Annotated in this window: 28 protein-coding genes and 2 tRNA genes; 20 read left to right on the top strand and 10 right to left on the bottom strand. The window is 33.0% G+C overall.

Annotated features, from left to right (window positions below; all coding sequences use genetic code 11):
* Positions 1–22: 22 nt before the first annotated feature.
* Positions 23–994, top strand: a complete 972-nt coding sequence (locus tag BLP44_RS08555) for a quinone oxidoreductase family protein (protein WP_091131709.1) — start codon at positions 23–25, stop codon at positions 992–994.
* Between the two features lie 152 nt (positions 995–1,146).
* Here BLP44_RS08555 and BLP44_RS08550 read toward each other — a convergent pair whose 3' ends face one another.
* Positions 1,147–3,123, bottom strand: coding sequence for an alpha-ketoacid dehydrogenase subunit alpha/beta (locus BLP44_RS08550; protein WP_091131706.1), 1,977 nt, complete (start codon positions 3,121–3,123; stop codon positions 1,147–1,149).
* Between the two features lie 189 nt (positions 3,124–3,312).
* Here BLP44_RS08550 and BLP44_RS08545 point away from each other — a divergent pair, with 189 nt between their 5' ends.
* From BLP44_RS08545 to BLP44_RS08470, 16 genes are all read left to right on the top strand, one after another.
* Complete coding sequence (locus BLP44_RS08545) at positions 3,313–4,263, top strand: isopenicillin N synthase family dioxygenase (protein WP_091131702.1); 951 nt, start codon at positions 3,313–3,315, stop codon at positions 4,261–4,263.
* A 112-nt stretch (positions 4,264–4,375) separates the two neighbouring features.
* On the top strand, positions 4,376–4,708 hold the full coding sequence (locus tag BLP44_RS08540) for a translation initiation factor (RefSeq protein ID WP_008464140.1): 333 nt from the start codon (positions 4,376–4,378) through the stop codon (positions 4,706–4,708).
* A gap of 127 nt (positions 4,709–4,835) precedes the next feature.
* Positions 4,836–5,708, top strand: a complete 873-nt coding sequence (locus tag BLP44_RS08535; RefSeq protein ID WP_091131698.1) for a nucleoside phosphorylase — start codon at positions 4,836–4,838, stop codon at positions 5,706–5,708.
* The gene (locus BLP44_RS08530; protein WP_139159191.1) at positions 5,705–5,956 is read left to right on the top strand and encodes a hypothetical protein; all 252 of its coding nucleotides are present in this window, start codon (positions 5,705–5,707) and stop codon (positions 5,954–5,956) included. Before BLP44_RS08535 ends, BLP44_RS08530 begins: the two co-directional genes overlap by 4 nt.
* Positions 5,957–5,973: 17 nt before the next feature.
* Entirely contained in the window at positions 5,974–6,414 is a 441-nt protein-coding gene (locus tag BLP44_RS08525) for a DinB family protein (RefSeq protein WP_066034636.1), read from the top strand.
* Positions 6,415–6,417: 3 nt separating this feature from the next.
* Positions 6,418–6,810 (top strand): VOC family protein, encoded by a 393-nt coding sequence (locus BLP44_RS08520; protein WP_091131691.1) that lies wholly within the window; start codon positions 6,418–6,420, stop codon positions 6,808–6,810.
* Entirely contained in the window at positions 6,810–7,286 is a 477-nt protein-coding gene (locus BLP44_RS08515; RefSeq protein WP_091131688.1) for a DUF4265 domain-containing protein, read from the top strand. The genes BLP44_RS08520 and BLP44_RS08515 overlap by 1 nt, the downstream gene beginning before the upstream one ends.
* A 66-nt stretch (positions 7,287–7,352) precedes the next feature.
* A complete protein-coding gene (locus BLP44_RS08510; RefSeq protein WP_091131683.1) occupies positions 7,353–8,204 on the top strand; it encodes a substrate-binding domain-containing protein in 852 nt (283 codons plus the stop codon).
* A 19-nt stretch (positions 8,205–8,223) separates the two neighbouring features.
* The gene (locus BLP44_RS08505; protein WP_066034633.1) at positions 8,224–9,156 is read left to right on the top strand and encodes a transglutaminase-like domain-containing protein; all 933 of its coding nucleotides are present in this window, start codon (positions 8,224–8,226) and stop codon (positions 9,154–9,156) included.
* Positions 9,157–9,372: 216 nt separating this feature from the next.
* Positions 9,373–9,744: a hypothetical protein gene (locus BLP44_RS08500; RefSeq protein ID WP_236940363.1), complete on the top strand. Its 372-nt coding sequence runs from the start codon at positions 9,373–9,375 to the stop codon at positions 9,742–9,744.
* 205 nt (positions 9,745–9,949) lie between these two features.
* Complete coding sequence (gene abc-f / locus BLP44_RS08495) at positions 9,950–11,536, top strand: ribosomal protection-like ABC-F family protein (protein WP_091131681.1); 1,587 nt, start codon at positions 9,950–9,952, stop codon at positions 11,534–11,536.
* A 145-nt stretch (positions 11,537–11,681) separates the two neighbouring features.
* Positions 11,682–12,734, top strand: a complete 1,053-nt coding sequence (locus BLP44_RS08490) for a linear amide C-N hydrolase (RefSeq protein WP_066034631.1) — start codon at positions 11,682–11,684, stop codon at positions 12,732–12,734.
* Positions 12,735–12,872: 138 nt separating this feature from the next.
* Positions 12,873–13,190: an ArsR/SmtB family transcription factor gene (locus BLP44_RS08485; RefSeq protein WP_008464153.1), complete on the top strand. Its 318-nt coding sequence runs from the start codon at positions 12,873–12,875 to the stop codon at positions 13,188–13,190.
* A gap of 3 nt (positions 13,191–13,193) precedes the next feature.
* Positions 13,194–13,661: an SRPBCC domain-containing protein gene (locus BLP44_RS08480; protein WP_091131678.1), complete on the top strand. Its 468-nt coding sequence runs from the start codon at positions 13,194–13,196 to the stop codon at positions 13,659–13,661.
* Between the two features lie 5 nt (positions 13,662–13,666).
* A complete protein-coding gene (locus BLP44_RS08475; RefSeq protein ID WP_091131674.1) occupies positions 13,667–14,044 on the top strand; it encodes a DoxX family protein in 378 nt (125 codons plus the stop codon).
* 12 nt (positions 14,045–14,056) lie between these two features.
* Positions 14,057–14,614, top strand: a complete 558-nt coding sequence (locus BLP44_RS08470) for a DUF4256 domain-containing protein (RefSeq protein WP_091131671.1) — start codon at positions 14,057–14,059, stop codon at positions 14,612–14,614.
* 35 nt (positions 14,615–14,649) lie between these two features.
* Here the strand turns inward: BLP44_RS08470 and BLP44_RS08465 are convergent, their stop codons facing one another.
* Complete coding sequence (locus BLP44_RS08465; RefSeq protein WP_091131667.1) at positions 14,650–15,000, bottom strand: DUF2200 domain-containing protein; 351 nt, start codon at positions 14,998–15,000, stop codon at positions 14,650–14,652.
* 21 nt (positions 15,001–15,021) lie between these two features.
* Entirely contained in the window at positions 15,022–15,783 is a 762-nt protein-coding gene (locus tag BLP44_RS08460; protein WP_091131664.1) for an XAC2610-related protein, read from the bottom strand.
* A gap of 93 nt (positions 15,784–15,876) precedes the next feature.
* Here BLP44_RS08460 and BLP44_RS08455 point away from each other — a divergent pair, with 93 nt between their 5' ends.
* Both BLP44_RS08455 and BLP44_RS08450 read left to right on the top strand, forming a co-directional pair.
* Positions 15,877–16,290, top strand: coding sequence for a VOC family protein (locus BLP44_RS08455; RefSeq protein WP_091131660.1), 414 nt, complete (start codon positions 15,877–15,879; stop codon positions 16,288–16,290).
* Between the two features lie 163 nt (positions 16,291–16,453).
* Positions 16,454–16,873 (top strand): serine O-acetyltransferase, encoded by a 420-nt coding sequence (locus BLP44_RS08450; RefSeq protein ID WP_236940362.1) that lies wholly within the window; start codon positions 16,454–16,456, stop codon positions 16,871–16,873.
* Positions 16,874–16,926: 53 nt separating this feature from the next.
* Here BLP44_RS08450 and map read toward each other — a convergent pair whose 3' ends face one another.
* From map to BLP44_RS08425, 5 genes are all read right to left on the bottom strand, one after another.
* Positions 16,927–17,691, bottom strand: a complete 765-nt coding sequence (gene map, locus BLP44_RS08445; protein ID WP_008464162.1) for a type I methionyl aminopeptidase — start codon at positions 17,689–17,691, stop codon at positions 16,927–16,929.
* A 147-nt stretch (positions 17,692–17,838) separates the two neighbouring features.
* Positions 17,839–18,576, bottom strand: a complete 738-nt coding sequence (locus tag BLP44_RS08440) for an SDR family NAD(P)-dependent oxidoreductase (protein WP_091131653.1) — start codon at positions 18,574–18,576, stop codon at positions 17,839–17,841.
* A gap of 79 nt (positions 18,577–18,655) precedes the next feature.
* Positions 18,656–19,225, bottom strand: a complete 570-nt coding sequence (locus BLP44_RS08435; protein WP_008464164.1) for a Crp/Fnr family transcriptional regulator — start codon at positions 19,223–19,225, stop codon at positions 18,656–18,658.
* 139 nt (positions 19,226–19,364) lie between these two features.
* On the bottom strand, positions 19,365–19,760 hold the full coding sequence (locus tag BLP44_RS08430; protein WP_091131650.1) for a VOC family protein: 396 nt from the start codon (positions 19,758–19,760) through the stop codon (positions 19,365–19,367).
* Between the two features lie 166 nt (positions 19,761–19,926).
* Positions 19,927–20,769, bottom strand: coding sequence for a chromate resistance protein ChrB domain-containing protein (locus BLP44_RS08425; protein ID WP_091131647.1), 843 nt, complete (start codon positions 20,767–20,769; stop codon positions 19,927–19,929).
* A gap of 188 nt (positions 20,770–20,957) precedes the next feature.
* Here BLP44_RS08425 and BLP44_RS08420 point away from each other — a divergent pair, with 188 nt between their 5' ends.
* On the top strand, positions 20,958–21,464 hold the full coding sequence (locus tag BLP44_RS08420) for an endonuclease V (protein ID WP_008464168.1): 507 nt from the start codon (positions 20,958–20,960) through the stop codon (positions 21,462–21,464).
* A gap of 138 nt (positions 21,465–21,602) precedes the next feature.
* Here the strand turns inward: BLP44_RS08420 and BLP44_RS08415 are convergent.
* Together BLP44_RS08415 and BLP44_RS08410 are read right to left on the bottom strand one after the other, a co-directional pair.
* A tRNA-Tyr gene (locus tag BLP44_RS08415) sits at positions 21,603–21,683 on the bottom strand.
* A 71-nt stretch (positions 21,684–21,754) separates the two neighbouring features.
* Positions 21,755–21,829: transfer RNA gene (locus BLP44_RS08410), tRNA-Val, on the bottom strand.
* Positions 21,830–22,149: the final 320 nt, after the last annotated feature.

Here is a 22,149-nt window from a genome sequence, read left to right as displayed (position 1 = left end):
TGCTTCATAAAATTAAATAATTATGAAAGCAGCAGTAGTTTATAAAAAAGGCGAATTGCCAAAATATGCAGAATTTCCAGAACCAATTGCATCAAATGAAAATGAAGTTTTAGTTTCTGTAAAAGCCGTAGCCATTACCAATTTGGATAAAGGAATTGCCAGCGGAGATCATTATTCGTCAGAAAAAGAAAATCAAAACGGATTTATAGTCGGAAGCGACGGAATCGGAGTTCTAGAAAACGGAACAAGAGTTTACGCTCGCGGAATCTCTGGAACAATCGCAGAAAAAGCACTTGTAGAGAAAAATCGAATGGTAGCTTTGCCAGACGGAATTGATAATGCAACAGCCGCGGCAATGCCGAATGCAGTCGCTGGTTCGGCAATGGCAATTCGTTTTAGAGCGGGAATAAAACCGGGAGAAACGGTTTTAATTAATGGAGCAACTGGTTTTACGGGACAAATGGCTGCTCAAATTGCAAAGCATTATGGAGCTAAAAACATTATTGTTACAGGAAGAAATGAAAAATCGCTTGAAAGTCTTTTAGAATTGGGTGCCAATGAAATTATTTCCTTAAAACAAGATGACGAATCTTTTATTTCTCAGTTAAAAGAAATCCATAAAAATACTCCAATAGATATTGTAATAGATTATTTATGGGGACATTCTGCAGAACTAATTCTTTCGGTTTTAAAAGGAAACGGAAATTTTACATATAAAACCCGATATGTTTCTGTTGGCTCAATGTCTGGAGATACGATTCAATTATCGGCTCAGATTTTGCGAAGTGTTGATCTTCAATTATCTGGTTCTGGATTGGGAAGCTGGTCAAAAGAGGAAGTCAAACTATTATTTTCTGAAATACTTCCTGAAATGTTTCTTTTAGTGTCAAAAAATATACTAAAAGTAAATATTGAAACAGTGAATTTATCAGATATAGAAAAAATGTGGAATGAAGAAGTTCCTGATGGAAGACGTCTAGTTGTGGTAATCTAAAATTTTTTAACACATAGAAACATAGGATTGTTATTGAAAAAAGAGAATTAAAAAGAAACTAGTTTCTAACACATAGCTCTGTGTTTTAAATTAGTGAAACGCCTTTTTTAGATTCTAAAATTCTATGTTTCTATGTGTTTAGATTTTATATTTTAATATTCTAATAACTCTTTCAGAGCTTGTTCAAATCTATTTCTTGGCAAAAACTGATCTTCAAGTGCTTTTGTAAAAGGTATTGGAGAATCTAAACTTGCTACACGTTTTACAGGAGCATCTAGATATTCGAAGCAATTTTCCATAATTAAAGCCGAAATATCACTTGCGATTCCGCCAAACATAGTGTCTTCTTGGTAGATTATAGCTCTTCCTGTTTTTTTAACCGAAGCAAAAATAGTTTCAGTGTCTAAAGGCTGTAAAGTTCTTAAATCGATTACATCAGCATCAATTTCTGGATGTTGCGATAAAGTGTCTAAAGCCCAATGAACAGTTGCTCCAAAAGCAATAATCGTTACCGATTTTCCTTCTTTTACTAAAGCGGCTTTACCTAAAGGAATAGTATAATAGTCCTTTGGAACATCTTGATAAATACTGCGGTATAATAATTTATGTTCGAAGAATAAAACAGGATTCGGATCGTTGATTGCAGTATTCAAAAGTCCTTTAGCATCATAAGGAAATGCTGGATAAACAACTTTTAAACCTGGAGTTTTAGTAAACCAAGCCTCATTGGTTTGGGAGTGAAATGGTCCAGCCTGAGTTCCTCCGCCGCAAGGCATGCGAACGACAACATCGGCTTTTTCGCCCCAGCGATAATGAGATTTAGCCAAAAGATTTACTATCGGATTAAAACCAGACGAAACAAAATCAGCAAATTGCATTTCTACAATTGCTTTATAACCATTTATAGAAAGTCCCATTCCGGTTGAAATTACGGCACTTTCGCAGATTGGCGTATTGCGTATTCTGTCTTTTCCAAAAGCATCAACAAAACCCTCTGTAATTTTAAAAGCTCCTCCATATTCAGCAATATCCTGTCCCATAATCACGAGGTTTTTATGGCGCCACATGGACTGCTCTAAACTATTTCTGATGGCATCTATAAAACGAATATTTTCTGATTCAGAATTAGGACTATATTCCTCATATTGAAACTCTTCATAAACATCATCTAATTCTCCGCTATAAGTTGGTTCAATTTCAGGTTCGGCATTTGCTATCGTCCAATTTTCATCGATTTCCTGTTTTATTTGGGCATGAAATTGTTCATCTAATTCAACCGTTAGAATTCCGTTTTCGGTCAAATATTTTCTGTAATTCGTAACAGGATCTCTCAGTTCCCATTGATCCATTAAATCCTGAGGAACATATTTTGTACCGCTCGCCTCTTCATGCCCGCGCATTCTGAAAGTTTTAAATTCCAATAAAATCGGACGCGGATCTTCCTGCATTTCTTTCTTTAGCTGAGACAGTTTATTGTAAATTTCTACAATATTATTTCCGTCAATAATCCAGCTTTCAATTCCGTAACCAATTCCTTTATCGGCAAGATTTTCACAAGCATATTGTTCGTTGGTTGGCGTTGAAAGTCCGTAACCATTATTTTCAATAACAAACATTACAGGCAGTTTCCAAACAGCTGCAATATTTAGAGCTTCATGAAAATCGCCTTCACTTGTGGCGCCTTCTCCGGTAAAAACAGCGGTAATTTTTTTATTGTCTTGAAGTTTGTTCGCAAGAGCGATTCCGTCAGCAATTCCTAACTGAGGTCCCAAATGCGAAATCATTCCAATGATATTATATTCTTGCGTTCCAAAGTGAAAACTTCTATCTCTTCCCTTTGTAAAACCGTTTGCTTTTCCTTGCCATTGCGAGAATAGACGGTGAAGCGGAATTTCTCTAGTTGTGAAAACACCAAGATTTCGGTGCATTGGAAGCACATATTCAGACGGATCTAAAACAGCTGTTACCCCAACAGCAATGGCTTCTTGTCCTATTCCAGAAAACCATTTGGAAACTTTTCCTTGTCGAATCAAGATAAGCATCTTTTCTTCGATCAGTCGTGGTTTTAATATTTTTTTATATAAATCTAATAATTGCGCGTCAGTCAGGTTTTGGCGGTAAAAGATCATGTAATTTTTTGTTTTTTAGTGTTTCAAATATAACAAATTGCGGGTGTTTTATTAGATTATAAAATAAAATTTTAATCAGAAATCTGCTTTTAATGCCTGAGCTTAAGATTATTTTCTAAAATATTATCTACCTTTGTTAGCGAAAGGTACTTATGACACCTTTCTTCTTTAAAATAAAAAATGTAAAGTATGCAAAACATTCCTAGTGTAGACTTACGTGATTTCCTTTCGGACGACCCGAAACGTAAACAAAAATTTGTAAATGAAATCGGCAGTGCATTTGAAAACATTGGCTTCGTAGCCTTAAAAGGTCATTTTCTTGATGACCAATTGGTAAACGAACTTTATGGCGAAATTAGAAACTTCTTCGCCTTGCCAATAGAAACTAAGCATAAATATGAAATTCCTGGAATCGGCGGACAAAGAGGTTATGTTTCTTTTGGAAAAGAACATGCTAAAGGACGCAAAGAAGGAGATTTAAAAGAATTTTGGCATTTTGGCCAATACGTTGACAAAGATTCAAGATGGGCTTCTGAATACCCAGACAATGTTGAAGTTACCGAATTGCCTCGTTTTAATGCGGTTGGTAAAGAAGCGTACCAAAAATTGGAAAAAACGGGTGTTTATGTTTTAAGAGCTTTGGCTTTACATTTAGGTTTAGATGAGTTTTATTTTGATGAATACGCAAAAGAAGGAAACTCAATTTTAAGACCAATCCACTATCCTCCTATTACTTCTGAGCCAGAAAACGCCATTCGTGCGGCGGCTCACGGTGATATCAACTTGATTACATTGTTGATGGGAGCTCAAGGAAAAGGATTACAAGTTCAAAACCACAACGGCGATTGGATTGATGCCATTGCTGAAGATGACGAATTGGTAATCAATGTTGGTGATATGTTGTCTAGACACACCAATAATAAACTAAAATCTACAATTCACCAAGTGGTAAATCCGCCAAGAGAATTGTGGGGAACTTCACGTTATTCAATTCCGTTTTTCATGCACCCAGTAAGCGATATGCGTTTGGATTGTCTTGAAAATTGCATTGATGAAGAAAACCCAAAGAAATACGAAGATATTACAGCTGGAGAGTTCTTATACGAACGTTTAGTAGAGTTAGGCTTAATCAAAAAATAAGCTTAAATATTTTCTAGATATAAAAATTCCAAATTCCAAGTTTTTCTTGGGGTTTGGAATTTAATTTTTAGATATCTTTATGCTTGAAAATTTATTTTTAGAATAAAAAAATATGGACTTAAAAGATCAATTAAAGAATCTGTTTCCAGATCATGTTGAATCAAATGAGCCTGAACAAGTTGAAGAGCAAGAACACGTTCTTTACGTTCAGAAGGAACCTATGATTTGTAAATTTGAAAAAAGAAAAGGAAAACCAACCACTATTATTGAAGGTTATGAAGGTTCTGATGAAGATTTTAAAATCTTAGCCAAAGAAATCAAAACCAAATTAAGCGTTGGCGGAACTTTTAAAGACGATTCGATTATAATCCAAGGCGATTACCGAGATAAAATAATGGCAATCTTAAAAGAAAAAGGATTTAAAACTAAACGTGTAGGTGGATAATGATTTTAGATTTCAGAATTTAGATTTAAGATTGGAATTTGGAATTTTCTTTTTGAAATTTAGATTTAAAACTTAGTCCCGATAGCAATCGGGATAGCATCTCATAACCTTAGCAACTTTAAAAAAAATGATACAATCTTCAGAATTGATATTAAATCCAGATGGAAGCGTTTACCACTTAAACCTTCGTCCTGAACATATAGCACACGACATTATTTTTGTTGGTGACCAAAACCGAGTAGAAAAAATCACTCAATTTTTCGATTCAATCGAATATTCTGCTCAAAAAAGAGAATTTAAAACCCAAACCGGTATTTATAAAGGCAAAAGAATTTCTGTAGTTTCTACAGGAATTGGACCTGATAATATTGATATTGTGCTAAACGAATTAGACGCTTTGGTAAATATTGATCTGAAAACTCGTGAGCCAAAAGAAAAATTAACTTCTTTAAACATTATCAGAATTGGAACTTCGGGATCTCTGCAAGAAGACATTCCAGTTGACAGTTTTGTAATGTCGAAATTTGGTTTGGGATTAGACAATATGCTTCGCTCCTACCTAATCGACGACGTTTCAATTACAGAAATTGAAGATGCATTTGTAAAACATACCAATTGGGATCCTAAAAAAGGAAAACCTTATGTGACGCAATGTTCTGAAAAACTGGAAAAATTAATCGAATCTGATCGAATTTTTAAAGGAATTACAGCAACTGCTGGAGGATTTTATGGCCCGCAAGGAAGAGTTTTGCGTTTGAATATTCAAGATGAGGAATTAAATAATAAAATGGATAATTTTAGTTTTAGCGAAACTAAAATCACTAATTTAGAAATGGAAACAGCAGCAATCTACGGACTTTCTGCTCTTTTAGGACACAATGCTTTATCGTTGAACGCTATTATTGCCAATCGTGCTTCTGGAACTTTCAGTGCAGATCCGTACAAAGCTGTTGACGAATTGATTGCTTATACATTGAATAAATTAGCAATAAACAAATGATGATTGGTCATATCATAATGGAACCTGTAAAACGGTTTACATTAGGTATTGGTGGTTTATCCAGATGGTTATTTTTTCGATTTTTAAATGCAGCCATTGAAGAAAAGTATCCTAAAGATTTAGAATATTATTTAGATCAAAGAAATAAAATTATAGATAAAAATGGTTTTACAACAGCCGAAAAAAATGGATTTGTTGGAATGTTTTTCTGGATATTATTTATAATTTTTACAGGAAAATTTGAGTAAGAAATTTAATAAAATATATGCAAAACGCTATTCTTAAATTTGAAGAATTATTGAACGAAAATGTCAATTATATTCCGACAATAAACAATGAAATTTTAGAAGTAAAAAATCCTGGAAAATGGTCTAAAAAAGAGATTTTAGGGCATTTGGTAGATTCTGCAATTCATAATCTGGTTCGTTTTACGGAGATTAATTATGCAGAAAAACCATATCGCCACAGACCATATAATCAAATGGATTTAGTAAATTTAAATCAGTACCAAAAAATAGATATCCAGGAGCTGACTCAATTGTGGTTTACCATAAACAAACAGATGGTGAGATTAATGAAGTCTGTTGATGAAAAAGCTTTAGATTACAAAATCATTTTGGCCGACGGATCTGAAATAGATTTGAGGTTTTTAATGACCGATTATGTTGAACATTTAGAACATCATATTAATCAAATAAGAGCATAGATTATGTTTTTGAGAGTAGCCAGACATACGAATGATTTAGCAAAAATTGAAAATTTTTATGTTGATGTACTCGGATTTGAACGCTTAGGCGGATTTGAACATCACAATAATTATGATGGCGTTTTTATCGGAAAACCTGGCTTAGACTGGCATTTTGAGTTTACTCAATCAGATGTTAAAGCCAAACATACTTTTGATGAAGATGATGTTATGGTCTTATACCCAAAAACTATTGCAGATTACGATAAATTAGTAAATAAATTAACGCAGCAAAATATTGCAGTTATACCATCGCTGAATCCTTTCTGGAATGAAAACGGAAAAATGATTCAGGATCCAGATGGCTATAGAATCGTAATATCTCCTTTAAAAGCTGTAATTAGCGAAATTGAATAATGGAACAGGAAACTCATAAGAAAATATTATTTAAATATTATAGTGACTATCTGGATGAAGTCGTGTCCGAAACGATGTGGGCAGAAATTATAGATCTAGAAAAAGGTCTTTTTAAACTGGATAACATTCCGTTTTTCGGTCCTTTGATCGCTACAGACGACATTTTTTATGCCGAATATGATGAAACAGAAGAACGTTTTATGCATAGAAAAACGATTCAGAATTCTGGAAATTCGATTGTTCAAGTGGCTATTCTAGAAAAAGGTTTTGATAAAGAAATTATCAGAGAAAAATTAAAAGCAATCAATTGTTTATCTGAAGGACTAAATGAAACCTTTTTTGCCGTAGAAATAGCCAAAGATGTAGATTATTCATTGGTGAGAAGCCTTCTGAATGAATACGAATCTCAAGATATCATAGAATTTGCAGAGCCTTGCCTTTCAGAAAAACATAGGGCCGATTTATTAAAAAACTAAACTTACAAACTCAACCATAAGATTACGCATACCCATACCAAGCAACTTAACTTAAACTTAAAATAAATGAAAACTGTCAAAATTGCGGGTGTTCCGGAACACTTCAATTTGCCGTGGCATCTATGCATCGAAAATGGCGAATTTGAAGAAGAGAACATCGACTTACAATGGACAAATGTTCCCGAAGGAACCGGGAAGATGTGTCAAATGCTTCGTGACGGAGAAACAGATTTGGCTGTAATTCTAACCGAAGGAATTCTTAAAGATATTGCGGCCGGAAATCCGAGCAAAATTGTACAGGTTTATGTGCAATCTCCCTTAATTTGGGGAATTCACGTGGATGCAAAATCAGATTTTCAAACGCTGAAAGATCTTAAGAACAAAAAAGCAGCGATTTCGAGAATCGGTTCGGGATCACAATTAATGGCTTATGTAAATGCAAATGAACAAGGCTGGGAAATGGATGATCTTGAATTCGAGATTGTTAATACAATTGATGGTGCTGTAGATGCTCTGACTAATAAAAAAGCTGATTATTTTATGTGGGAACGTTTTATGACGAAACCGCTTGTAGATAAAGGTGTTTTTAGACGTATTGAAGACTGCCCTACTCCTTGGCCATCATTTATTATTGTGGTACGAGACGAATTCTTAAAAAAGAATGCCAAAACGGTCGAAACAATTCTTAAAATAATCAACAAGACAACAGTTGATTTTAAAGAGATTCCAGAGATAGACAAGAAATTGTCTAAACTGTTTAATCAAAAAGAAGAAGATATTAAGGAATGGCTGAAATTGACCCAATGGTCGCAGAAAAATTTGACAGAAAAATCTTTTAATAAAATTCAAAATCAATTATTTGATCTGGGAATTATTGATAAAAAAAGTATTTTTGTAGAAACAGTAAAAGCATTGTAAATACTGCTTTTTGATTCGTATGATGAAATTCCCTAAAATTGACTTACCGAGATTAAAATCTAAACTACAGGTGAAATCACCGTGGGACAGGATTATTATTTCGATTCTAAGTCTTTTAATCACGATTCCGATTTTCATCATACTGCATCAAAATTTGATCGATTTGGAATGGGCATTCAATCTAGATCGCATATTCATTTTTATTTTTGTTTTTGCAGCTGTATTTTTTCTTCTGATGTATCTCAGAACAATTATTATTCTGTGCGTTGCAGTTTATTTATTGATTCTGTTTTATGGATCTGTGATTGGAAATTATGGTTTTAACGAAATCTCAGAAGATTATAATTCTATGATTTATACCATGTCTGATAATCCATATCCGCAAGATATTATTGTAGCAAAACTGCTTCCTTTTCCAAATAAAACAAAGATTATCAATGCTATAGAATATCAGAATCCGAAAGTGCGAAATTTTGCTATTATGGCAACTTCAAAGCATTTTAAAGGCATTAGAGGGTACTCAGATTATCGAACTATAATTCAATGTTTTGCTGTTTTTAAAGAAATAAACAGCAGGTGGAACTATGTAAACGATCCAAAAGACGGTGATTATATTGCAACCGCCAGCGAATCTTTAGAATATTTCTCTGGCGATTGCGATGATCACTCTATTTTGATGGCAGCAGCCGTGCGTTCCATTGGCGGAACTCCGCGCCTTATCCATACGAAAGGACATATTTATCCTGAAATATTAATTGGTTCAATGATTGATTTAGAAAAAGTCAATTACTTGATTAAAAACGTGCTCTTTGTAAAAGAAAGCTACGGCAAAAAACTGCACTATCATATAGACGAACGCGGCCAAGTGTGGATGAATTTGGATTATACCGCGACTTATCCAGGCGGACCGTTCATGTATGAAGAAATTTTAGGGGCTTTAACCTTAAATTAGTTAGCCTTAGAAAGCCAATCAGACTAATTTTGACTTTTACCAGTGCTGATTTATAAACAGCTGGTTATCAGTAAAAGTACCGAAAATAGAGGCCTTTAGCATTAAAAGCAATTCAATTTAAGAAGTAAAAAAAATCTTTATAAATATTTGATTTCGAATATTTTAATGTTGTTTTTTTTTGTAACTTTTTCCTGTTTAACTTTTAATCACAAAATCATGAAAAACTCTAAATTATTTACCCTCGTAATTGCCATTGCTATCGTAGTATTAATTGTTTCATGCCATCGTAAAAGAGACAAGCTTGTGAATTCATGGAAAGTTACTGCCGTAGAACCAAAAGAAGCTGTTTCTGATTCTACAAAAAATGCGATTTTAACCAATGGTATGCTTACTTTTACAGAAGACGGGCATGTAACAGGATATCTGCTTCGTGAAATCACAGACGGAACTTATGCTTTAACTCAAAAAGGCAAAAAACTAGTTATTAAAGACGAAGTTGGAACACCTTATGTATGTGAAAGCACTATCACAGACGATAAGTTAATTTTAGACACCAAAGAAGCCAAACTAACATTTGATAAAATTTAAACAAGAATTACTAGTAATTCTACTCAAAAAACCATTCTTTACAATTGTAGTGAATGGTTTTTTGATTTTTAAGACTAAAATAAATATCTTTGCATCTCTTTAAAATAAGCAGGCTCTATGTGAAAAATAATTTCTTTCATGAAAATTTAGTAGGCAACCACTCTTTTGTGGCTGCTAGATTATTTATCTATAAAAGAAAGGAATTATGCTTATTCTTCAAAATATCTCATATCAGCATGAGAATAAAGACATGCTGTTTCAAAACATTAGTTTTACGCTAAATCATCACGAGAAAACCGCTTTGGTCGGGAATAATGGTGTTGGAAAATCTACTTTATTAAAAATTATTGCAGGTGAATTACAGCCTTTTTCAGGGCAGATTATTCATAATTCAAAACCTTATTTTGTTCCGCAATTATTCGGACAATTTAATGGTTTTACTATTTCAGAAGCCTTGCAAATAAAGGAAAAAATAACTTCACTTAAAGAAATACTTGAAGGCACTGTAACCGAAGAAAATCTTCAGCTTCTAAATGACGATTGGACAATCGAGGAACGGTGTAATGAAGCTTTGTCCTATTGGCAACTTCATGATTTGGATTTGGACCAAAAAATGGAAACTTTAAGTGGTGGTCAGAAAACAAAAGTTTTCTTGGCCGGAATTATGATTCATGAACCTGATTTAGTTTTATTGGACGAGCCTAGCAATCATTTAGATTTTGCTGGCAGAACATTATTATATGATTTTATAAAATCTACTTCTAGTACACTTTTAGTGGTTAGTCACGACAGAAAACTGCTCAATCTTTTGAATAAGACTTTAGAAATGACAAAAAATGAAATTTCGGTCTATGGCGGCAATTATGATTTTTATAGTGAACAGAAGAAAATTGAAAACAATGCTTTAGAACAAGATGTTCAGAGCAAAGAAAAGGCATTGAAAAAAGCCAAAGAAAAAGAAAGAGAAACTATTGAACGCCAAAATAAATTGGATTCTAGAGGCAAAAAGAAACAGGAAAAGTCTGGTGTTGCCAGAATTATGATGAATACGCTTCGAAATAAAGCGGAAAACAGCAGTTCTAAACTCAAAGACGTTCACGCTGAAAAAATTAGCGGTATTTCTGAGGATTTAAGACAGTTACGATCGTCTCTTCCGACTATAGATCAGATGAAATTTGGATTTGAAAACAATTCTTTTCTTAAAGGAAAAACTCTTTTTGAGGCTTCAGATATTAATTATGCTTATGGAGATAAACTTCTTTGGAAAGAAAATCTCGATTTTGAAATTCTTTCTGGAGAACGACTTGCTATAAAAGGCTTGAATGGTTCTGGAAAAACAACCTTGATCAAAATTATTCTAGGAGAATTAAATCCAACGCAAGGACAAGCAACTTCATTAGCCAAAAAAGCAATTTATATAGATCAGGATTATTCATTATTGAATCAGAATCTTACAATTTATGAACAGGCTCAGGTTTTTAATGACTACGGTTTAGAGGAGCATGAAATAAAAATGAGACTGAATCGCTTTTTGTTTTCTAGAAATGACTGGGACAAACCTTGCAATGCACTAAGCGGAGGCGAACGAATGCGTTTAATGTTGTGCTGTTTAACTATTAGCAACGAATCGCCTGAGATTATCATTCTGGACGAGCCAACAAATAATCTCGATATTCAAAACATTGAAATATTAACCGCTGCAATCAATGAATACAAAGGAACTTTGATTGTGATTTCGCATGATCAATCTTTTTTGGAGCAAATCAATATAGATAAAAGTATTTCGCTTTAAAATAAAAACTAACAGCGCTGAGAATTATCTTGGTGCTTTTCTATTACTATTAATTTCATTTTCAAATAATTAAAATAAAAATTCCGTAAATTGCAGTAAAAACTGATAAATTCAAGTTAAACGTTTAATTAAAATCTAAAATTTTATGAAACCCAAAAACAGAATTTTTCCCGCCCTACTTGCTTTTACTTTATTAATGACTGAAACTGTACTTCCATGTACAAGGATAGTTTACGAAGGTCTAAACGGAACAATTATTACTGCACGATCGATGGATTGGAAAGGTGAAATTCCCGCCAATTTATGGATTTTTCCGCGTGGAATTGAAAGATCTGGTGAAGTTGGAACCAGTTCGATTAAATGGAAATCTAAATACGGAAGCGTTATTACCAGTTCTTGGGACATTGCTTCTTCTGATGGTATGAACGAAAAAGGACTTGTAGGCAACCTTTTGTGGTTGGTAGAATCGCAATATCCTCCGTTTGAAAAAAATGGAAAAGTAAAAGGTCTGGCTGTTTCTTTATGGCTTCAATATGTTTTAGATAATTTTTCTACTGTTGCAGAAACGGTTGCGGCACTTGGAAGGAATGATTTTGTAATTACCTCTTCACATATTCCAGGAACGAATATTTATGCTACAGTGCATCTTTCTATTTCTGATTCTACTGGAGATAATGCTATTTTTGAATATATAAACGGCAAGTTGGTTATTCATCATGATAGAAAATATGTAGCAATGACCAATTCTCCTATTTTTGAGCAGCAATTGGCTATCAATGCGTATTGGAAAGGGATTCCGGGTACAATTATGCTACCAGGCACTAATCGTGCTGCAGATCGCTTTGTAAGAGCTTCTTATTATATTGATGCAATTCCGAAGACAGATAATATCAGAACAGCTTTGTCTAGTGTTTTTGGCGTGATTAGAAACTGTTCTGTTCCTTTGGGAATTTCCTCAGAAACAGAACCTAACATCTCCTCTACCCGCTGGAGAACGGTGGCTGATCAGAAAAATCTGGTTTATTATTTTGATAATGTTTTGAATCCGAATGTGATTTGGGTTGAATTCAGTAAGATTGATTTTAGTGAAAAAGGAAAAATTAAAAAATTAAGTTTGGCCAATAATGAGAATTATTCTGGCGATTCACTTCTGAATTTTAAGGAAACAAAGCCATTTCAATTTGCGGGATTAGATTAAAAAGCACTTTTTTAAATAAACTAAATATCATAAAACCTTCAAATTGAAAAGTTTGAAGGTTTATTTTTGAAAAAAAAATGAAAAAAAATATTGCGCAGTCAAATGACTTCATTATATTTGCAGTCAAATAACTGCATAATGGAAATTAGAAGAGATGTTTTTCAAGCCATAGCCGATCCTACCCGAAGAGCTATTTTAAGTTTAGTTGCCATTCAAGCTATGACGCCTGGGGCAATTGCCGAGAATTTTAATTCGTCAAGACAGACTATTTCAAAGCATATTCAGATTTTGAACGAATGTGAGCTATTGCACCAAACACAAAACGGACGAGAAATTTATTATCATTTAAACCCAGAAAAAATGAAAGAAATTGACAAGTTCATCGAACCATTCAGAAAAATGTGGGATGATCGTTTTAATAAGTTAGAATCAATTATGAAAAACTATAAAAAATAAACCATGGAAAAGAAAACAAAAATTCATGCCGAAGATGACAGACTAGATCTTGTGATTACAAGAGAATTTGATTTGCCAGTTGAATTATTATTTAAAGCTCATACCGAGTCTGAAATTGTAGCACAATGGATGGGCACAAAAGTCTTGAAACTGGAAAGTAAAAAATATGGCGGATGGGAATATGAAACCAGCGATCCTAATGGGAATGTAGTTTTTAAAGCAAATGGTGTTTTTCATGATTTTGTTCCGAATGAAAAAATAGTGCGCACTTTTGAAATGGATAACGCCAATTTTGCGCCTCAATTGGAATTTTTAGAGTTTGAAAAACTAACAGATGATACCAGCAAATTGACTATGCAGATCATTTACAAATCTATCGAACATAGAACAACGCAGTTAAAACTGCCATTTGCACAAGGATTAAATATGGCGCACAAACGATTGGAAGAAATTGTAACTAAACTAAAATAAAAATCATGAGCAAAAGAAATAAAATTATCTATTGGGTTGCCACTTTATGGTTGGCTTTAGGAATGACATCAACAGGAATTGTACAGCTTATTCCTATCAAAGAAGAAGCAGTAATGATACAGCATTTAGGATATCCGCTTTATTTTTTAACGCTTTTGGGCGTTTGGAAGCTTTTGGGAGTAATCGCAATTCTGATTCCAAAATTCGGTTTATTGAAAGAATGGGCTTATGCAGGTTTCTTTTTTGCAATGTCTGGAGCTGTGTTTTCGCATTTGGCTATAAAAGATGACGCGTCAGCACTTTTTGGACCAATATTGCTAATTGTTCTAACAGTTGTTTCCTGGTATTTCAGACCAGAAACAAGAAGATGCAGTTCGAATTAAAAACTTAATAAAATGAAAAAGCAACTTACCATAAACGAACAAGACGAATTATTGAGCATACTCGAAAAGCGTTTTGAAAAGAATAAAAACCGTCACGAAAATCTAGATTGGGCAAAAATTGAAGCTAAACTAAAAGCTAATCCATCAAAACTATGGTCTCTTGACGAAATGGAAAGAACTGAAGGCGAGCCGGACGTAATTGGATATGATGCTAAAACTGACGAATATCTTTTTGTGGATTGTTCTGCTGAAAGTCCGAAAGGGCGCAGAAGTGTTTGTTATGATCATGAAGCGCTGGAAAAAAGAAAAGAACATAAACCAGCTGACAGCGCTATAAACATGGCGGAACAAATGGGAATTGAAATCTTAAACGAAGAGCAATATAAAGAGCTGCAAAAATTAGGAAAGTTTGATGCCAAAACTTCAAGCTGGATTTTAACTCCGCCAGAAATTAGAAAACTGGGCGGTGCTATTTTTTCAGATTTTAGATATAATACCGTCTTTGTTTATCATAACGGTGCAGAATCATATTATGCTGCGAGAGGTTTTCGCGGTTTATTAAGAGTTTAAAACTAAAAGTCCTTCAAATATTTTTGAAGGACTTTTTATTCTCTTAAAATCTTTTCCATTTTTCTTCCTTTGGCGATTTCATCAATTAGTTTGTCTAGATATCGCATTTTTTGAATCAATGGATCTTCAATCTCTTCTACACGATAACCACAGATCACCCCCGTAATTTTAGAAGCATTCGGATTGATTTTTGGAGCTTCGGCAAAGAATGTTTGAAAATCTACTTTCTTTTCAATCTGCTCTTTAATTTGGTTATCAGTATATCCTGTAAGCCATTTGATTACGATATCTAATTCTTCTTTAGTTCTTCCTTTTTTTTCAACTTTTTGAATGTATAAAGGATATACGCTAGAAAATAGGATTTTGTAGATTCTTTCCGTTTTCATTTTTATATTTTTTCAATTTAGTTAATTGTCTGAACTATCTGTGTAGTCATATTCTTCTAATGGATCATAATTAACAAATCTAATCATTTCATCATTTGAACCTGTGTATGTTTCAGACCGAAGTCTAATTTGTTTATTGTTTTTAATTAAATAAATATCAACATTGCCATCTATAACATCAACCCTAGCAAATTCAACTAATTGATCAGCCTTAAGTTTTAAAAAGGTTGTGGTTGAACCTGAATAAACACTTAAAGCATCTATACAATTTAATTTATTATTATACTGAAGATTAGGGTATAAATCTGAATTCTTAATTTCAATGAATTTTTCATGTTTTTTAGAAAAAACGAACAATTTTCTAATATCATTTGCACCTCTTCCTGCTGTCGAATAATGAATTGTAAAATCATTTAATCCATCATTATTAAAATCTTTAATCTCTGTAATCAAAGGAACGTCACTTTCTTTTTTTATAGAATAATTTTGAATTTTATTCCATTTGTCGTTTTTCTTGACAAACAGGTTGAAAGAAACATTCGTAATAGTATCAATTGTAGACTGTGTAATTTCAATTTTATATTTTCTACTTTCAGCAATTTTTATGCTATCTATAAAAGTCTCGCTTTCTGAGAAAATTTCTGTTTTTTTAGTAGCTCTTGAGTTTATTCTTTTCTCTTGAGATATAAAAGTTTTTGAAGGTACAATACCTTTGTTTTCAATTGACTTGTTTATACAGCTAATTACTAAAATAGAAAGCAACAATAAAACATTATATCTCATCTATATGGTTTTGGATTAAAAGTATTACTTAGGTTAAAGTTAGATAATCTTAAAAAATAATTTAAATTAGTTATAAAAATAAAATGAGAAAATATGGAAAACTCTCCTATGGAAAATAATTCAAACGATACAACACCAAAAGTGACAGGACTTGGTGGTATTTTCTTTTTTATGGATAATCCGAAAGAAACTAAAGAATGGTATGCTAAAAATTTAGGATTAGAAATCAACGAATGGGGTTCTTCAAGTTTCGAATCTAGAAATATGGATAATCCAGAACAGATAGAATCTACACAATGGTGTCCTTTTAAGAAAGGTGATGAATATTTTTCTCCGTCTAAAAAAGAATTTATGGTAAACTATCGTGTTCAGAATATTGAAGGTCTTGTAGAAAAACTGAAAGCAAACGGAGTTACAGTTCTCGACGATATCGAAACCTACGAATATGGCAAGTTTGTGCACATTATGGACACGGAAGGCAATAAAATTGAACTTTGGGAACCTTAAATTGAGTTATGAGTTATGAAGTATGAGTTATTGCTAAACGTTTAAAAACAATATGTTTAATACATTAGTTAAAATCAATTGTCATTCAAAAAATAAGTTTTTAAAGCTAATTGCGGCCAATTTATTAGAGAAATTATATTGCTGCGAAATAAATTGTGCAGAGATGGCTAAATCTGTTTTGTTTGCACATCACGGACGCGGATGTACAATCGTGGCGTCTAAAATCTGTGAAAATGTGGTTATTTTTCAAAACGTTTCCATTGGAGCCAATTTGAAATACAATAAAATTAATGATGAATGGGAAAATGTTGGAAATCCTATTATTGCTAAAAATGTGATTATTGCTGATGGCGCCAAAATTTTAGGTCCAATAGTTATTGGGGAAAATTCGGTTATTGGCGCGGGAGCTATTATAACCAAAAATATACCTGCAAATAGTGTGGCTTTTGGTGTGAATCAGTTTAAGCCAAAAGATGAAAATTATGATTTCATATTTAACTCAAATATGATTAATCCTCAGAAAATCATTGAAGCAAATAAAAAATTAGTTGCAGCATTTAATGCGCAAAATAAAACCTCCTAAAAAACAAAACTCCATTAGAAATAATGGAGTTTTTTTTTGCGTATTGGGAATCATTAATTCCAAATTTCATTCATTTCGGTTAAAATTATCGGCTTGCCTTCTGTCACGACAATTGTATGTTCGTGCTGAGCCATAAAGCCGCCTTTATTTCCAACCATTGTCCAGCCATCTTTCATTGTTTCTGCATAAGTAGAAGTCGTTGAAATAAAAGTTTCAATTGCTACGACCGAGTTCTTTTTAAATCTCGTCACATTAAAACGGTCTCTGTAGTTGGCAATTTCATGAGGCGCTTCATGAAGGCTTCTCCCTACTCCATGTCCCGTTAGGTTTTTAATGACTTTATAGCCTTTTTTCTTTGCTTCTGTTTCAATTAAAAATCCGATGTCAGAAATTCGGACGCCGCCTTTTATGTTGTGAATTGCTTTATGCAAAATTTGTTTAGAAGCTTCAATCAATTTTTGATGTTCATTTATATCTTCTCCAATCACAAAAGAGCCTCCATTATCAGACCAGAAACCGTTTAATTCGGCAGAAACATCGATATTGATCAAATCTCCTTCTTGAAGAATTCTTTTTTCAGAAGGAATACCGTGGCAGAATTCATTATCAACGCTTATACAAGTCCAGCCTGGAAAACCATAAGTTTCATAAGGCGCAGATTTAGCTCCGAAACTTTTCAATATCTGCCCGCCATATTCGTCTAATTCTTTGGTTGACATACCTGCTTTGGCAAATTTTCTCATTTCTTTTAAAGTAAATGCAACGGCCTCACTGGCTTTTTTCATTCCGGCTAATTCTGCTTCTGTGGTAATAGACATAACTTTCGTTTTAGAAATTTTCAGACTGCTAATTTACCGCTTTTACTTTTTATTAATCGTAATTTAAGTTTTAAAAACAATCATAATCCAAAATAAAAACTCCAAAATCTTTTGACTTTGGAGTTTTTATTCGGTATTAAAAGTTTTTTACCACGGACTTTCTTCGCTTTCGTCTTCAATATCGTTGCTGAAGAATTTTCCAGTTGGTCCATTTTTATCAACTAAAGTATGTTTTATAATGAAACTTGCTGCGCTTTCAACACTTCCTGGACCGCTATGATGATTAAAATCTGTTGCCGTGTAACCTGGGTCAATTGAATTAACTTTGAATGCAAGATCCTTCAATTCATGCGCTAAAGTAACGGTAAATGCGTTTAAAGCTGTTTTAGACGATACATACGAAATTCCTTTTATGGCAAAATATTTCCAAGTTGGATCACTGTGTAAAGTAAGAGACCCAAGTCCAGATGTAATGTTGCTGATTCTTGGACTATCTGATTTTTTCAATAGCTCAATGAAAGTCTGCGTAACTGTTATTGCTCCAAAGAAATTGGTATCAAAAACTCGTTGAATATCTTCTATAGAAGTTGTAGAAGGATTTTGTGGAATATCTCCTAAAATTCCAGCATTATTTATTAAAATATCCAATTTGCCTTTTTCTTTTTCAATGATGTTTTTTGCAGCCAAAACGCTTTCTGCATCTGTAACATCAATTTGAATAGCTTGTATGTTTTGAAATCCTTTCGCATTTAATTCTTTTACAACTTCTTCTCCTTTTGCAAGATCTCTTGTTCCTAGATAAACAAATAATCCTTTTTCTGAAAGCTGTTTCGCTGTTTCTAAACCAATACTTCTATTTGCTCCTGTAATTAATACTGTTTTCATTTTTTGTCTTTTTAAATTATCTGAAGCAAAGTTCCGTCAATGAAAAACAAAAACATTTGTCATATGGCAAAAAGCGATTTTAGCGGATATTTTTTCTAATTCTGCTCAAAGAAGATTGTGTGATTCCGAGATATGAAGCCAAATACGAAAGCGGTATTCGATTAATTACGTTTGGAAACATTTCCATGAAAGATAGATAACGAGTTGTTGCGTCTTCTGAAACAAGCGGACTTCTTCTAGCGACTTTCTGCATTAATGCTTTTGAAATAATTTTATGTACAATCGTGTCCCAGCCAATAATGGTATTTAATAATTCTTGCCAATCTTTCTTTGAGAATACAATTATTTTGCAATCTGTAACTGCTTGCACATAAGCAGACGAACAAATATTATTATCAAAACTTTCCAAATCTACTACAAGATTATTTTCGTCTATAAAGTATTTGGTAATTTCTTCGCCTTTGTTGTTGTAGTAACAGACACGCATTATTCCATCTATGATAAAACCAACTTCAGAAGCGATTTTTCCGGCTTCAGAAAAATAGTCTTCCTTTTTGATTTCTTTTTCTTTGGCTTTAGTTAAAATTAAATCAATCTGATGCTGATTTAAATTGCCAAACTGCAATATGTAATTTACTAATTCTTTCATGCACGAAAGTTAGACATAAGTTTTTATTGAAAATTTGCCATATGGCAAAAAAGAACTAAACTTTCTCAATATTCTTATAAACATGTGGAATTTTAAGTTCCATATAAACTTTTAGATTGTGAACAGACTTGAGGCCTTTTTACATTCCCGGCCAATAAAGAAAATTAAACTTATGTCCATCTGGATCAGCAAAACCAAAAGTGTAGCCTAATTGGTAATTTTCGGGTTCAGAAAAAATGGTTGCACCAGCTTTTTTGACTTTTTTATACCAAAGATCTACTTCTTCTCTGCTCTCTGCAGAAAGCGAGAAGATGATTTCATTCTCATTTTTAGAATTTGCCAAATTGCCTTTTAAAGCCGTTTTAAATCTATCGGTTGTAAAAAAGTTGATTATAAAATTATTCTCCTCAATAGAAAAACTCACGATTTCCTCTGTGTTTTGTCCGTTTTGTTTGAATCCTAAATCGGTATAAAACTGAATTGTCTGCTGTAAATCGTTTGAAACCAAGTTGGCCCATATCATTTTAGTTTTCATAAACTTTAGTTTAATTGATTGTAACCAAGGTAATGATAATCAATTAAATTTCTAGATAGTTTTAATTTAAAATGATTAAAAAGCTTGATGATCTTGTTAAAATAAACAGATAGAGACGCGAGAAAATAGTGACTTCTGCTAGAGTTTTTAATTATTTGAACAGGATTTATTTTCTAGACTTTTTTCTATAAGCCGAAGGATTTTTTCCTGTATGAAGTTTGAAAATTCTAGTAAAATGGCTTTGATCTGAAAAACCTGTCATATATGCAATTTCTGTCAAGTTATGAGAAGAATTCTCAATCAGATGAATCGCTTTTTCAATACGAAGTTTTCTAACATATTCGCCAAAATTCAAATCTTCGAAATGTTTCGAAAATTCTCGAGATAAATACGATGGATTTAAATCTAATTCGCTCGAAATTTTCTTTAAATCAAAAGTAAATTGAGCATCAATTTGATCTTGAATAATATTTTTTAAATCTTTTACCCACGAAGGCGTTTTTCCGGCCGATTTTTTGTCTTTAAGAAACTTATCATAAACCTCATGCAACAGTTTTTCGAACGGACTGTTCTGCAAATGATTTTGCTGGTACAAATGCGTGGCCCAGCTGTATAAAGCATCATATAAAACCATCCCGCTTTCTAATAGTTCGTAGTCGTCTTTGATATTATGAGCTAATCCAGCCGAAATAGCCCACAGCCCAGCTGACTCTTTAGCAATTTCATGCCTGTCAGTGTCAGCTCCGCGTACAATTCCTGCAATAATTTTAATCGCTGGATCTTTAATTCCGTATTTCTTTACAATATAATCAAAAGTGCATTCTTCATTATAATGCGTAAACTCAACATTCGGAATATCAAATGGAATAGCATTAAGCTCTTCTGCCTTTCTTAAAACGTCAGCAAATGGAACATAAATAAATTCAGATTCAGAATCAACAAATCTTCGAATCAGCCACGGACAGGCGATTCGATCTATTTTAGGTCTTTCTCTAGTGATCCATTTCATTTTGAAATATTGTTTAAAGAAACATTCTTAAAATTTTAGCTAAACTACATTTATTTATGAGTTTTTCAAAAGCTTGAATTTTAAAGTTTAATAATCTTGTTAAAAAGAAGAAATTGTTTCCGTAAATAAGCCGTCTTTCACAATCGTTTTTATATTTTTAGACTCTAATACTTTAGAAAAAATAATATATGATTCTAGCTTTTGACACGTATTACTTTGACCAAAAAGCAAAAACAGTTTGTCTTGAATTTTCAGAATGGAATGAGGACAAAAATTTCAAAATTCATTCTGAAACAATCGACAATGTAGCGGAATATATTCCTGGAGAATTTTACAAAAGAGAATTGCCATGCATTTTGAGTTTATTAAACCAAATAGATTTGTCTAAAGTTGAAGCAATCGTTGTTGACGGTTTTGTTTACTTGAATGATGAACTAAAATATGGTTTGGGCGGTTACTTATATGAAAAACTAAATAAAGAAATTCCGATTATCGGTGTCGCCAAAACCAATTTTGCTTCCATTGAAAAGAATAAAAAAGCTCTTTTTAGAGGGGATAGCAAGAAACCGTTATACATTACTTCTATCGGAATTGATTTGGATGAAGCTTATAAAAAAGTCGAAGGCATGCATGGAGAATTTAGAATGCCGACTTTGTTGAAAGAATTGGATAGGCTGACGAAGGAAAATTTATAAAAAAACTCCAAGAGGCTATCTGCTCTTGGAGTTTTTGGTATTTTTGTGCCATTCGACCTTAAGTTGTAACAAAAGACTAAAAAACATTCTTAGCAAACAAAAAGCCTATGAATCTTTCGATTTATAGGCTTTTTTTCGTGGGGAGAGCAGGATTCGAACCTGCGAAGTTTTCACAGCAGATTTACAGTCTGCCCTCGTTGGCCGCTTGAGTATCTCCCCAAAATCTGATTGTAATTATTACATTCAAGAAAATCCAAAAAAAAATCCTTAATGACTTAAGGAATTTTCTGTGGGCGATGAGGGGTTCGAACCCCCGACCCCCTCGGTGTAAACGAGGTGCTCTGAACCAGCTGAGCTAATCGCCCTATTTTATAGGTTGCTATCATTTTGTGATTGCGAGTGCAAATATACAGCTAGATTTTATATTTGCAAGCCTTTTTCTGAAAAAAAAGTGAAATATTTTTTACAACATTGTTTATCAAACTTCTACAAATGCAAAATATCCTGACCGCTTCCGATTGAAAATCGGAATGCTCTGAACTAGCTGAGTCAGTAGACTATTTTATTAGGTTGCTATTATTTATGATTGACTTATATAAAAGCTGCTGATTTTATATTTGCAAGCCTTTTTCTGAAAAAAAAGTGAAATATTTTTTACAACATTGTTTATCAAACTTCTACAAAT

This window comes from Flavobacterium anhuiense (assembly GCF_900101855.1).
GTDB lineage: Bacteria > Bacteroidota > Bacteroidia > Flavobacteriales > Flavobacteriaceae > Flavobacterium > Flavobacterium anhuiense.
Note: the sequence above shows the minus strand (reverse complement) of the source record. Positions and strands in the feature narration are given on the sequence as shown.